Origin of the sequence: Bradyrhizobium nivariense (assembly GCF_029846695.2) — a bacterium.
GTDB lineage: Bacteria > Pseudomonadota > Alphaproteobacteria > Rhizobiales > Xanthobacteraceae > Bradyrhizobium.
The window spans coordinates 104785-118474 of sequence record NZ_JARWCR020000009.1; the positions used below are offsets into that span (position 1 = coordinate 104785).

The 13690-nt window shown below is 64.7% G+C and carries 9 protein-coding genes; 3 read left to right on the forward strand and 6 right to left on the reverse strand.

Translation table 11 applies throughout. The annotated features are described in order from the left end of the window. Nucleotides 1-2787 carry a malto-oligosyltrehalose synthase gene (treY, locus tag QCM77_RS10245; protein WP_279659490.1) on the forward strand — a complete coding sequence of 929 codons (2787 nt, stop codon included), beginning with the start codon at nucleotides 1-3 and terminating at the stop codon, nucleotides 2785-2787. Nucleotides 2788-2790: 3 nt separating this feature from the next. Here treY and QCM77_RS10250 read toward each other — a convergent pair whose 3' ends face one another. After that, a complete protein-coding gene (locus tag QCM77_RS10250) occupies nucleotides 2791-3108 on the reverse strand; it encodes a polyhydroxyalkanoic acid system family protein (RefSeq protein WP_247442824.1) in 318 nt (105 codons plus the stop codon). A 180-nt stretch (nucleotides 3109-3288) separates the two neighbouring features. Between QCM77_RS10250 and QCM77_RS10255 the strand changes: the two genes are divergently transcribed. Beyond that, nucleotides 3289-3453 (forward strand): DUF3309 family protein, encoded by a 165-nt coding sequence (locus tag QCM77_RS10255; RefSeq protein WP_007595743.1) that lies wholly within the window; start codon nucleotides 3289-3291, stop codon nucleotides 3451-3453. 134 nt (nucleotides 3454-3587) lie between these two features. Here QCM77_RS10255 and ligD read toward each other — a convergent pair whose 3' ends face one another. Beyond that, nucleotides 3588-6272, reverse strand: a complete 2685-nt coding sequence (gene ligD, locus QCM77_RS10260) for a DNA ligase D (RefSeq protein ID WP_279659489.1) — start codon at nucleotides 6270-6272, stop codon at nucleotides 3588-3590. Nucleotides 6273-6390: 118 nt separating this feature from the next. Between ligD and ku the strand changes: the two genes are divergently transcribed. Further along, a complete protein-coding gene (gene ku / locus QCM77_RS10265) occupies nucleotides 6391-7278 on the forward strand; it encodes a non-homologous end joining protein Ku (protein ID WP_279683213.1) in 888 nt (295 codons plus the stop codon). A 171-nt stretch (nucleotides 7279-7449) separates the two neighbouring features. Here the strand turns inward: ku and QCM77_RS10270 are convergent, their stop codons facing one another. The 4 genes from QCM77_RS10270 to kdpB are packed head-to-tail and all read right to left on the reverse strand — an operon-like array spanning nucleotide 7450 to nucleotide 13677. Then, nucleotides 7450-8139 carry a response regulator transcription factor gene (locus QCM77_RS10270; protein WP_279659487.1) on the reverse strand — a complete coding sequence of 230 codons (690 nt, stop codon included), beginning with the start codon at nucleotides 8137-8139 and terminating at the stop codon, nucleotides 7450-7452. Further along, the gene (locus QCM77_RS10275; protein WP_279683215.1) at nucleotides 8136-10859 is read right to left on the reverse strand and encodes a DUF4118 domain-containing protein; all 2724 of its coding nucleotides are present in this window, start codon (nucleotides 10857-10859) and stop codon (nucleotides 8136-8138) included. Before QCM77_RS10275 ends, QCM77_RS10270 begins: the two co-directional genes overlap by 4 nt. A 40-nt stretch (nucleotides 10860-10899) precedes the next feature. Then, on the reverse strand, nucleotides 10900-11505 hold the full coding sequence (locus tag QCM77_RS10280; RefSeq protein WP_279659485.1) for a K(+)-transporting ATPase subunit C: 606 nt from the start codon (nucleotides 11503-11505) through the stop codon (nucleotides 10900-10902). Between the two features lie 57 nt (nucleotides 11506-11562). Then, nucleotides 11563-13677: a potassium-transporting ATPase subunit KdpB gene (gene kdpB, locus QCM77_RS10285; protein ID WP_279659484.1), complete on the reverse strand. Its 2115-nt coding sequence runs from the start codon at nucleotides 13675-13677 to the stop codon at nucleotides 11563-11565. Nucleotides 13678-13690: the final 13 nt, after the last annotated feature.

Genomic DNA, 13690 nt, shown 5'->3' on the forward strand with positions numbered 1-13690 from the left:
ATGCCTCCAGCCGTTCCTCTCGCAACCTACCGGCTTCAGCTCACCGCGGATTTCGACTTCGACAAGGCCGCCGCGGTGGTGCCCTATCTGAAGGCGCTGGGGATCACGCATCTCTACACCTCGCCGGTGATGAAGGCCCGCAAAGGCTCGACGCACGGCTATGACACCGTCGATCACAGCCAGTTCAATCCGGAGCTCGGCGGCGAGGCCGGCTTCGCGCGGCTGAGCGAGGCGCTGACGCAGAACGACCTCGGCCTCATCATCGATTTCGTACCGAACCATGTCGGCGTGCACTTCGCCGACAATCCCTGGTGGCTGGACGTGCTGGAATGGGGCCAGACTTCGCCGCACGCAGTTTCCTTCGACATCGACTGGGATCTGCTGCCCTACCGCGCCCGCGACGGCGTGCTGCTCCCGATCCTCGGCGCCTCCTATGGCGAGGCACTGGAACGCGGCGAGATCGAGCTGCGCTACGATTCCGGAGAAGGCAGCTTCTCGGCCTGGTATTTCGAGCACCGCCTGCCGATCGCGCCGGAGCGCTATGGCGAGATGCTGCGGATGATCGCAAAGGAAGCGGACGCGGCCGAGACAGAAGCCGGCAAGCGCCTGCTATCGCTTGCGGCGCGCTACACGGGACTGCGCCGCCCCAACCGCAAGGAAGCGCCCGGCTTCAAGGCGGAGCTTAAGGAGATCGCAGGCAGCGCCGACATCATCGCGCGCGGCCTTGGCGCCTATCGCGCCGCCAAGGACCGCCCCGCGCAGACGCTGGCGCTGCATCACCTGCTGGAACGCCAGCACTACAAGCTCGGGCACTGGCGGCTTGCCTCCAGCGACATCAACTATCGCCGCTTCTTTGACGTCAACGGGCTCGCCGGACTGCGCGTCGAGGACCCCGGCACGTTCGCCGCCACGCACCGGCTGGTGAAGCAACTCATTGCCGAGGGCAGACTGCAGGGCATCCGCCTCGACCATATCGACGGCCTGCGCGATCCCGCGCAATATTGCCAGCGGCTGCGCCGGCTGGTGCGCGACGCGCAGGGCACGACGAAGCCGTTCTATACGGTGATCGAGAAGATCCTGTGCGAGCACGAGCGCCTGCCGCACTTCGCCGGCATCCAGGGCACCACCGGCTATGAGTGGATGAACGCCATCACTCACGTTCTGGTCGACGCCAAGGGGCTTGTGGCCCTGGACGAAACCTGGCGCCAGATCAGCAACCAGCCGCCGCGGCTCGCGCCTTACGTCAAGGACGCCAAAAGGCGCGTACTGGAGACGCTGCTGACCAGCGAATTCACGGTTCTGACCCGCCTGCTTGCGCGCATCGCCAACGGGCATTACTCGACGCGCGACTTTTCAGCCGACAGCCTGCGGCAGGCGCTCGAGCTCTATGTGCTGCATTTCCCGGTATACCGCACCTACCTGACGACGAGCGCGCCAACGGCGAACGATCGCAAGCTGATCGAGGGCACCATCGCGCGCGCTCGCGCGGAATGGTTCGCCGCGGACGAAGGCATTTTCGACTTCCTGCGCGACGCGCTCACCATGGACCTGCTCAAGCCTGGCCGTCCCCCGCACAGCGCCCGGCGGGTGCGCCGCTTTGCGCTGAAGGTGCAGCAGTTCACCGGGCCGATGATGGCGAAGTCGCTCGAGGACACCGCGTTCTATCAATTCCACCGGCTGCTCGCGATGAACGAGGTCGGCGGCAATCCCGCGAGCAACGGCCTCGCCGTTTCCGCTTTCCACGAGACCATGCAGGCCCGCGCCAAGGAATGGCCGCAAGGGATGACGGCGACCGCCACGCATGACACCAAACGCGGCGAGGACGCCCGCGCACGGATCGCAGCCCTGAGTGAAATTCCCGGCGAATGGACCAGCGCGGTGGCACGTTGGAAAATCGTGAACGCACCGCACATTGCGCTCGAAGGCAATCTGCGTGCCCCGTCGGCGACATTCGAATACATGCTCTACCAGACCCTGCTCGGCGCCTGGTCGCTTGGGGAGACGGCCGATGCCGGTTTCGTCGAGCGTATCCAGGCCTATGCCCTCAAGGCCGCGCGCGAGGGCAAGGAGGAGACGAGCTGGCTCAACCCGCATGAGACGTATGAGAACGGCGTCAAGAGCTTCATCGCGAAGATCCTCGATCCGGCGCAATCCAGCGAATTCCTGGAGGCGCTGCAAACCCTGATACGCCGCGTCGCGCTGCTCGGCGCGCTGAACGCGCTAAGCCAGCTCACGCTCAAGGCGACATTGCCGGGCGTGCCCGACTTCTACCAGGGCACCGAATTCTGGGACCTGTCGCTGGTCGATCCCGACAACCGCCGCCCGGTGGATTTTCCCGCGCGACACGCGGCGCTGGGCACGCTGGACAATCCGGATTGGAATGATCTGATCAAGAGCTGGCCGGACGGCCAGCTCAAGCTGGCCTGGACGCGGCACCTCCTCAAGCTGCGCAACGAGCTCCCCGATGTTTTCGCTCGAGGCGACTACCAGCCGCTTCAGGTGCGGGGCGCAGATGCCGATCATGTCGTCGCCTTTGCTCGCCGTCATGGCCGCGCCGCAGCGATCGTCGTGGTCGGGCGCCAGTTCGCACCCTTCACGCAGGCGGGACGCGAATGGCCGACGCTCGATGGTTTCGACGCCACCATCGACGTCACAGGCTACAATTTGCCGGATCTCGCGGGCAACGATCTGCCGCTCGCGCAGGCTCTCCGCGGTTTTCCCGCTTCTGTCATCCCGGCGCGCCCCGCGGGTGCGGCGAAGCCGGTGCGACAGCGCACCCGCGCTTGAACGCTAGCTTTTCTCGTCTTTGCCCAACAGCAACTGGCCGCGCTTGCGGATCGTGGCCTGCGCCATCTCGGCAAAGCGCTGCAACAGCCAGGGCAGCACCACCTGCACCTTGACATGGTCGTCGGCGACGTCGACCTGGCCGCTCGCAATCTGCCCCAGCGCGCGGATACGAAAATTCATGCTGTCACCGCTCCAGCGCTCCTCCTCGACCTGCATCACGGGAATGCTGGCCGCGGCGCGGCCGAGCCCGGTCTTGAGCCGGCGCACCGCCTCCTCGCGGCCGAGACGGTGGGGAATGGAGACAACAAGCGGTGCTGACATGGACCTGCCTGTGGGTGGTTGATCCTCACATAATTATGCCGGCCCGTGCGCCAAAGGTTCCATGCAAGTTGACCGTGCAACCGCTGTTTCATCGGTGGAACTTTAAAACCTGCGGCAAGTTGCCCCCAACAACGGGACAGGTGCAACGACCCTTTCGACAAAGGGCTGGAGGAGATTCACATGTCTATCGGTACGATCATTCTGATCATTCTGGTCATTGCCTTGCTCGGCGGCTTCAGCGGCATCGGCGGCGGCCCGTTCTACGGCACCGGCTATTATGGCGGCGGTGGCCTCGGACTCGTCATCGTCATCCTGCTGATCTTGCTGCTGCTGGGGCGGATCTAGCCGAGGCACGTAGGGAGGGTCAGCCGCCGTGCGGCTGCACGAAGCGCGGTATGAAGCGCGGTCCGCTCCGCGCAAACCACCTCTTTCGCTTCCGCAGACACAGAAGTGGTGGGTTATGCCTTCGGCTGACCCACCTACTTCATTTTCCCAGCCAGCTTCTTGATCGCCGCCTTGATCGATGCGGCTGCATCGTCGTAGCCATCCCACGCCTTCGATCGCGCCAGCAAGCCGGGCACCGTCCGCACCGTGTACCGCCTCGGATCGAGATCGCTCTTCACCTGCGCCCAAGTGACGGGCATCGACACGGTGGCGCCATCTCGCGCGCGGGGGGACAGCGGCGCCACCGCCGTCGACATCCGATCGTTGCGCAGATAGTCCAGGAAGATCTTCCCGTTGCGCAGCTTCTTCGACATGTTGAGCAGATAGCGCTCGGGATCGCCGTCCGCCATCCATTGGCAGACCCCTTGCGCGAAGGCTTTCGCCTCCTTCCAGCTCACCTTGTCCCGCGCGCCGTGGAGCAGCGGCACCACCACGTGCAGGCCTTTGCCGCCGGTGGTCTTGCAAAAGCTCTCCATGCCGACATCGGTGAGGCGCTTCCGCATCTCCCTGGCTGCCTCTACGACATCCGCAAACTCAACATCCGGCGCGGGATCGAGATCGAACACCAGCCGGCCCGGCGTGTCATAAGCGCCGGGCGCGCAATTCCAGGGATGCAGCTCGACGCCGCCGACCTGCGCAACGGCCGCGAGCCCCTCGACGCGATCGATCTGCAGATAGGGTTTGCGATCGCCTGAGACCTTGGCCAGCTCGATCAGGTTCGAAGTGCCCTGCATGGCGTGGCGCTGGAAGAATTTTTCGCCGCCGATGCCATCAGGCGCACGCACGATCGAGCAAGGACGTCCCTTCAGATGCTCGATCATCCAAGAACCGACGGCCTCGAAATAGCGCGCGAGATCGAGTTTTGTCACGCCCTCGCCGTCGCCGCCGTCCGGCCACAGCTCCTTGTCCGGCTTGGAGAGCACGACGCCCATCACCTCGGCGCCGCCGCTTGCCTTCGACCGGGCGGCAGGCTTGGCTCTGGCCCGGGACCTGGCGGAAGGCTCGGCCAGCTCGGTATCCACGGGCGCTTCCGCCTCGACCTCCTCCGCCGGCTTGTCCTGCCGCAGCCCCTTGAATGCTGCCTGGCGGATATTGCCGTCGGCGGTGAAGCCGGCGAACTCGATCTCCGCGACGAGCTCCGGCTTCAGCCAGTGCACCTCGCGCGCCTTTTTCGGTGCGTTCTTGCCGCCGAAGGGATTCTCGTTCGAGGCCACTTCTTTCAACAGCGGCATGATGCGCTTGACCTTGTCGGCGCCGAAGCCGGTACCGACCATGCCGACGAAGGCGAGATGATCACCGCGATGCACGCCGGCCATCAGGGAACGGAATTTGCCATTAGTGGTCTTGTAGCCGCCGATCACGACCTCATGGCCGGCCCGGCATTTTGCCTTGGTCCAGCTTTCTGTCCGCCCCGAATGATAAGGCGCATCGAGCTTCTTCGACACCACGCCCTCAAGCTCGAGCTTGCAGGCCGATTGCAGCACGGCGTCGCCGCCGCTCTCGAAATGCTCGACATAGCGGATCTGGCTCGATTTGCGCTTGCGCGCCTCCAGCAGCTCCTTCAGCCGCGCTTTGCGTTCGCTGAGCGGCAGACGACGATAGTCGAGGCCTTCCGCAAACAAGAGGTCGAAGGCAAAGAAGATGAGCTCTTCGGTCTTGCCGTCCGATAGCGCGGCCTGGAGCGAGGAGAAGTTCGGTGCCCCGTTGTGGTCGAGCGCGACGATCTCGCCATCGATCATGGCGTCCGGCAGCGAATCCGCCTCTTTCGCAATCGAAGCAAACTTGTCGGTCCAGTCGAGTCCCTTGCGCGTTTTCAGCGTCGCTCCGCCGTCCTCGACGCGGAGTTGCACGCGATAGCCGTCGAACTTGATCTCGTGGCACCAGCCATCGGCGCCCGGCGGGCGCTCGACCGGCGTGCAGAGCTGCGGCGCCACGAAATCCGGCATCTCCGAGACTTTGCTGGCGCTCGTGGCCGTCGTGACTTTCTTCTTGACAGCCCTGTCATTGAACATCCTGCCGCGCTTCAGCGCCGCGCGTGGCGCCAGCTTGACGGTGCGCCCCTTCGGCTCCTCCGCGCGGTTGGACTGCCAGACCGCATCTGCCTTGCCTTTGGCGCCCGTCGCCAACATGAAAGGCTTTGGCGCACGGCCCCTGCCACCGGCGATCTGCGCCATCGCGCGGCCGGACGCCACAGACTTGTCTTCGCTGAGAATATCCTCGTCCTCGCTGGCATATTCGTCGCGGTGCTTGATCAGCAGCCAGTTCGTTCGCTTGCCGCCGCTGCGGTCATGACGCATGCGCACCAGCACCCAGCTGCCGTGCAGCTTGTCGCCGTGAAGCGTAAACTTGAGGTCGCCCTTCTTGAAACCGCGTTCGGGATCCTCGGATTCCCAGGTGCCGCGGTCCCACAGCATGACCGTCCCGCCGCCGTACTGGCCCTCCGGAATCGTGCCCTCGAAATCGCCATAGTCGAGCGGGTGGTCCTCGACCTCGACGGCCAGCCGCTTGTCGTGCGGATCGAGCGAGGGCCCCTTCGTCACCGCCCAGGACTTGAAGACGCCGTCGAACTCGAGCCGTAGATCGTAGTGCAGCCGCGTCGCATCGTGCTTCTGGATCACGAAGCGCCGTTGCTTCGAGGGCACCACTGCCGTTTTGCCCGACGGCTCCGGTGTCTTCTCGAAATCGCGTTTCTGTCGGTAAGTAGAGAGTTTCCGCAGCACGACCGGTCCCGCATTCTCTTTCGGCGTTGCAGCCTATCACAGCAAAAGTCCCACCCGGAACCAAAACCCCACGGGACGGTTGGGGTTCCAAAATGCCTTGAAAACGCTGGAGAACCGAATGGCCCCGCGCGCCTATTGGAAGGGAACGTTGAAGCTCTCGCTGGTCAGTTGCCCGGTTGTGCTTTTTCCGGCGACCACCGCCGCCGAGAAGACGCGGTTTCACATGATCAACCGCGAGACTGGCAACCGGTTGAAGCAGCAGATGATCGACGCCGAAACCGGCGACGTCGTCGAGAGCGACCAGAAGGGACGCGGCTACGAGCTGCGCAAGGGCAAATACGTCGAGATCGAACCGGAGGAGCTCGAAGCCGTCCAGATCGAAAGCAATCACACCATCGACATCGAGAGCTTCGTGCCGAGCGAGGAGATCGACCAGCGCTACCTCAACCATCCCTATTATATCGCGCCCGACGGAAAGGCTGCGATCGATGCCTTTGCCGTGATCCGTGATGCCATGAAGGACCAGGATCGCGTCGCGCTCGCCAAGATCGTGCTCACCAATCGCGAGCATATCATTGCGATCGAACCGCTCGGCAAGGGCCTGCTCGGCACCACGTTGCGCTTCCCCTACGAGCTGCGCGACGAGGACCAGTTCTTCGACGACATCAAGAGCCCGAAGATCACCAAGGACATGGTGGAGCTGGCCGGCCATATCCTCCACAGCAAGGCGGCGCATTTTGACCCCAGCAAGTTCAAGGATGAATACGAGAACGCGCTGAAGGCGCTGGTGAAGCGCAAGGCCAGCGGCAAGACAATCGAGCTGCCGGAGCCCGAAGAGCGCCCGAGCAACGTCGTCAGCCTGATGGATGCGCTGAAGCAGAGCTTGAAGGGACGCGGCGGGGGAAAAAAGACGGCGGCGAAGTCCCACGCGCGCCGTGCGCCGGGGCGACAGCGAGCCACGAAGAAAGCGCACCGGTCGACGTCGCGGCAGAGGAAAGCGGGTTAGCTCTCCGCCGCGCACTTCACTCTCTCCCCTCATGGTGAGGAGGGCGCGAAGCGCCGTCTCGAACCATGCAGGCCCCCGCTGCAGCAGTCGGGCCTTCATCCTTCGAGACGCGCGTTCCGCGCTCCCAGCGACAACGGCTTTGCCGTTGCGCAAGGGATGAGGGATACAGCGTCAATCCCCTGCCTTTAACCGATACCCGATGCCCGTCTCCGTCAGCACATATTGCGGTCGCTCCGGATCGGCCTCGATCTTCTGGCGAAGCTGGCGGACATAGACGCGCAGATATTGAGCGTCGGTAAACTCGTCCCAGAGCTCCTTGAGCAGGAAACGGTGGGTGAGCACCTTACCGGCGTGCTGAACCAGCACACGCAGCAGATCGTATTCCTTCGGCGACAGTTTGACGTCGCGCTCGCCGACCTTGACGATCCGGCGTACCAGATCGACGGAGAGATCGCCGGCACGGAACACCGGACGCTCGCCCTGGACCTGGAGCTGGTGCCGCAGCGCGGCGCGCAGACGTGCCAGAAGCTCGTCCATACCGAACGGCTTGGTCAGATAATCGTCCGCACCGAGATCGAGCGCCTGCACCTTGCCGGCCTCGTCGCCGCGGCTCGACAGCACCACGATCGGCACAGCTTCATTGCGGGCGCGGATCGTGCGCAGCAGCTCATGACCCTGGATATCGGGCAAGCCAAGATCGAGGATAATCAGCGCAGGTTCTTCCGCAAGCTTCTCAAGCGCGGTCTTGCCGTTCGGCGCCTCCAGGATCTCATAGCCCTGGGTCGAGAGTCCCATCCGCAGCAATTTGCGGATCGGCGGCTCGTCGTCGATGACCAGCACCTTGATCGGGGCGGCGCTCATGCGGCGGTATCCAATGCGTGGGTCTGGGCCGGAATGGGCAGACGGATGGTCAGCACCGCGCCGCTCCGGTCGCTGCGATTCGCGGCCGAGATGGTGCCCCGCATCGCCTCGACGAAGCCGCGGGAGATGGCAAGCCCGAGCCCGGTGCCGGGACGGACACGATCCCCCTTCTGCGCGCGATAGAACTTGTCGAACACGCCCTCGAGCTCGTCGGGCGGGATGCCGTCACCCTCATCGCCGACCTGAAGCACCACGTAATCACGATCGCGCTGGCTCCTGATCGAGACCGTCGTGTCGGGCGGCGAATATTTGGCGGCGTTGTCGAGCAGGTTGAACAGCACCTGCTCGAACAGCACCGCATCGAGCTGGAGCATAGGAAGGTCTGCGGCCAACACCAGCTCGACCTTGTGGGCAGCGAGGATCTTGGCTGCACGCCGGAGCGCGCTGCCGACGATCTCTCCGAGATCGTGCAACGCGGTGTTGGGCACAATGGCGCCGGATTCGAGCTTGGTCATGTCGAGCAGATTGGCGATGAAGCGATTGAGTCGCTCGGATTCGTCGATCACGGTCGCAAGCAGGTCGCGCTTCTCGGTATCCGACAGCGCCCCGGCCAGATCGCGCATGGTTGAAGCTGCGCCGAGCACGGAGGCGAGCGGCGTCTTCAAATCATGCGAGATTGAGGTCAACAATGCAGAACGCAACCGCTCGGATTCGACGGTGCGCTTGACGCGATCGACGTCTTCGACCAGCAGCACGCGCTCGATCGCCAGTGCACCCTGGTCGACCAGCGCGTCGAGCAGCCGGCGCTGGTCCGGGGTCAGCAACGGGCCGGTGCGATCATTGTCGATGCCGATGACGCCGATCGGACCCCGCCCGGTGCGCATCGGCAGAAACAGCCGTTTTGCGCCCGGCAACGTGTCCGAGCCGCGGCCTGCGGGGCGGTCGTTGCTCCAGGCCCAGTTGGCGGCGGCAAGGTCAGCCTGATCAAGATCGTCCTCGGGGGGATAGCCTGACTTCACCGTGAGCAGACCCTCGTCCGGCAACAGCAGCACCACGCGGACTTTCAGCATCAACGCGATCTGATAGGCGGTCGCCCACAGCACGTCGTCGAGCGTACCGGTGCCGGCGAGCTTGCGGCTGAAAGCATAGAGCTGCTCGGTGGTCCGGATACGGCCGATCGCGGCGTCCGCCTGGGTGCGGACCCGTCCGGCGACATTCGACACCACGAACGCAATCAGCATGAAGAAAAAGAACGCCGCGACATTGGTCGGATCGGTGATGGTGAAGGTATAGACCGGCGGCAGAAAGAAGAAATTGTAGGCGAGCGACGCCGCGACGCTCGCAAGCAACGACGGCCACAATCCGTAGCGCACGGCAACCGTCACCACGGCGGTGAGGAACATCAGGTCGACGTTCTCGATGCCGACATACGGCTTGATGGCCACGGCGGCGGCAAGGCCAAGCGCGGTGATCCCGAGCGCCTTCAGATAGGGCCGGGCATCGAACGGGTCCGATCGCGCTGCGGTCTGCACCGCCGTCTTCGGCGCCGGCTCGCTCGTGAGCTCGTCGCCAGGGATGACATGCACGCTGATATTCCCGGCGCGACGCACCAGGTCGTGGACGACGGAGCCGCGCGTCATCTCGAACCAGCGCGAGCGCGTCGACTTGCCGATCACGATCTGGGTGACGTTGTTGCCCTGCGCGAAGTTGACGACGTCGTCGGCGAGGCGGCGGCCGACGCCCGGAATCGTCAGCGCCTCACCGCCGAGCGATTCCGCGAGCCGCAGCGTATCGGCCAGCCGGTCGCGCTCCTCATCGGACATTTGCAGCGATCGCCGCGTCTCGATCGACACCGCGATGAACGGCGCGTGCAGCCGGTCGGCCAGCCGCTTGGTGTAGCGCACAAGACCGGCCGCGCGCGGATCTTCGCTGACGCAGACGAGCATGCGCTCGCCGGCGGCCCAGGGGCCCGAAATCGCATTCGCCTGCATGTGATTGAGAAGCTGCTCGTCGACCCGTTCGGCCGTACGCCGCAAAGCGAGCTCGCGCAGCGCAGTGAGATTGCCCGGCGAAAAATAATGTTCCAGTGCCCGCTCCGCCTGCTTGGGCACATAGACCTTGCCCTCCTTCAGACGCTGGATCAAATCATCGGGCGTGAGGTCGATCAGCTCGATCGCATCGGCGCGGTCGAATATCGAATCCGGCACGGTCTCGCGCACCCGCACATGGGTGATCTGGGCGACGACGTCGTTCAGGCTCTCGATGTGCTGGATGTTGACGGCGGTATAGACGTCGATGCCGTGTGATAGCAGCTCCTCGACGTCGAGATAGCGCTTGGGATGGCGGCTGCCGACCGCATTGGTGTGGGCGAGTTCGTCGACCAGCGCGATTTTCGGCAGGCGCGCGATCACGGCATCGAGGTCCATCTCCTCGATCACCTGGCCGCGGTATTCCAGACTCTTGCGCGGGATCACCTCCAGCCCACGCACCAACGCCTCGGTCTCGGCGCGGCCATGGGTTTCGACGAAGCCGACCACGACGTCGATGCCGGCCTTGTGCTTGGCATGAGCGCTTTGCAGCATCTCGTAGGTCTTGCCGACGCCGGGGGCGGCGCCGACGAAGATCTTCAGCTTGCCGCTCGCGCTCTCCTCCCGGCGCGCGGCATCCAGCAGCGCCTCGGGAGACGGACGTTGTTCGGGATCGCGGCGTTCTCGGACCATCAGGCCAATATAATCATCCGGGCGCCGCGAGCCTAGACCGCTACTTCGCGGCTACGCTATCGAGCGCGAGGTTCAGCGCCAATACGTTAACGCGGGGTTCGCCAAGCAGGCCGAGCAAACGGCCTTGGGTGGCGGAGGCCACGAGCTGCTTCAACGCGTCCTCCGGCATATTCCGGGCCTTGGCGACGCGCGGGACCTGGAATTGTGCCGCTTCCGGCGAGATGTCCGGGTCGAGACCGCTGGCCGATGTGGTCACCAGGTCCACCGGCACGGCGGCGTTGGGATTCTCGCTCCTGAGCTTGTCCACATCTTCCTTCAGCCGGTCAGCCAGCGCCTTGCTGGTTGGGCCGAGGTTGGAGCCGCCCGAGTTGGCGGCGTTGTAGGGCGCTGACACCGTCTTGGTCGAATCGTTCGGGTCCGGCGCCATCGTCGCCGAGGGGCGGCCGTGGAAATATTTGTCGTCCTTGAATTCCTGCCCGATCAGGGCGGAGCCGACCACCTTGCCGTCCTTCTCGATCAGGCTGCCTTGCGCCTGAGCCGGGAAGATCGCGCCGGCAATAGCGGTCATCGCGAGCGGATAGGCAAGTCCGGTGATGGCGGTGAGCACCAGCAGCAGGACGATGGCGGGGCGGATTTCTCTAAGCATGTTACGTCTCCTAAGTCCTCGTCATTGCGCGCGGCGCATCGCGCCGTGCGACGACGATCAAGCCAGGTGCAAGGCGGTGACGACGAGGTCGATCGCCTTGATGCCGATGAAGGGAATGACGATCCCGCCGAGGCCATAGATCAACAGGTTGCGCCGGAGCAGTGCGCCGGCCCCGACCGCGCGATAGGCGACGCCCTTCAGCGCCAGCGGGATCAGCGCGATGATGATCAGCGCGTTGAAGATGATCGCCGACAGGATGGCGCTCTGCGGGCTCGACAGGTTCATGACGTTGAGCACGTTGAGCTGGGGGTAGAACGCCAGGAACATCGCCGGGATGATCGCAAAGTACTTGGCGACGTCGTTGGCGATCGAGAATGTCGTCAGCGCGCCGCGCGTCATCAGGAGCTGCTTGCCGATCTCGACCACCTCGATCAGCTTGGTCGGGTTGGAATCGAGGTCGACCATGTTGCCGGCCTCGCGCGCCGCCTGGGTGCCGGTGTTCATGGCAACACCGACGTCGGCCTGCGCGAGTGCCGGCGCATCGTTGGTGCCGTCGCCGCACATCGCCACCAGCTTGCCCTTGGCCTGCTCGTCGCGGATCAGCTTGAGCTTGTCCTCAGGCGTTGCCTGCGCCAGGAAGTCGTCAACGCCGGCCTCCGCCGCGATCGCGGCGGCCGTCATCGGGTTGTCGCCGGTGATCATGACGGTGCGGATACCCATGCGCCGCAGCTCGGCAAAACGCTCGCGGATACCACCCTTGACGATGTCCTTGAGCTGGATGACGCCGAGCAGCTTGCCGTCCTTGGCCACCGCAAGCGGCGTGCCGCCGGCCTTGGCGATCTCGTCCGCGATGGTCTGGACCTCGCGGCCGACCTCCGAGAGCACCGCAGGCTGGATGGCGCGGGCGGTGTTGCCGGACGCAACCACCAGCGGCGTACCGCCGCCGACATAGTTGAGCATGGCGTCGACCGCGCCCTTGCGTACCGACGAGCCGCCGGCATCCACGCCGCTCATGCGGGTCTGCGCCATGAATGGGATGAAGGTCGCGCCAAGCTCGGCCATATCGCGGCCGCGGATGCCGTATTTCTCCTTGGCCAGCACCACGATCGAACGGCCCTCCGGAGTCTCGTCGGCGAGCGAAGCGAGCTGGGCCGCGTCCGCGAGCTCCTGCTCGGTCACACCGCGCACGGGGCAGAACGCAGTCGCTTGCCGGTTGCCGAGCGTGATCGTCCCGGTCTTGTCGAGCAGCAGAGTGTCGACGTCGCCGGCGGCCTCGACGGCGCGGCCGGACATCGCCAGCACGTTGAAGCGCACCAGGCGGTCCATACCGGCGATACCGATCGCCGACAATAGCGCACCGATTGTGGTCGGGATCAGCGTCACGAACAGCGCGACCAGCACGACCACCGAGATCGAGCCGCCGGCATAGGCAGCATAGCTCGGAATGGTGACGGTGGCGAACACGAAGATGATGGTGAGGCCGGCCAGCAGGATGTTGAGTGCGATCTCGTTCGGCGTCTTCTGCCGCTCGGCGCCCTCGACCAGCTTGATCATGCGATCGATGAAGGTCGAGCCTTGAGCTGCCGTGATGCGCACGCGGATCCAGTCGGACAGCACCTGGGTGCCGCCTGTTACCGCCGAGCGGTCGCCGCCGGACTCGCGGATCACAGGCGCGGATTCGCCGGTGATGGCGGCCTCGTTGACGGAAGCGACACCTTCGATCACCTCGCCGTCGGAGGGAATGGTGTCGCCGGCCTCGACCAGAACGATATCGCCGACCTTGAGGCTTGTGCCCGGCACCAGCTTGAAGGTCTGGCCGGCGCCGGTCAGCAGCTTGGCCTGGCTCTCGGTGCGGGTCTTGCGTAGCGACTCGGCCTGCGCCTTGCCGCGGCCTTCGGCCACGGCTTCGGCGAGATTGGCGAACAGCACGGTGAACCAGAGCCAGAGGATGATCTGGAAGGTGAAGGCGAGATTCCCGCCGCCCGTGACGAGGTCGCGCAGGAAGATCACGGTGGTGAGCGCGGCGACGATCTCGACCACGAACATCACGGGATTCTTGATCATCAATCGCGGATCGAGCTTGATGAAGGACGCGCGGATCGCGGGCGCGACGATCCTGGGGTCGAGCATCGCCGAGACGGACGCACGCTTTTGCAGTTTCATGGTTTCCATGGAGGTCACTCCA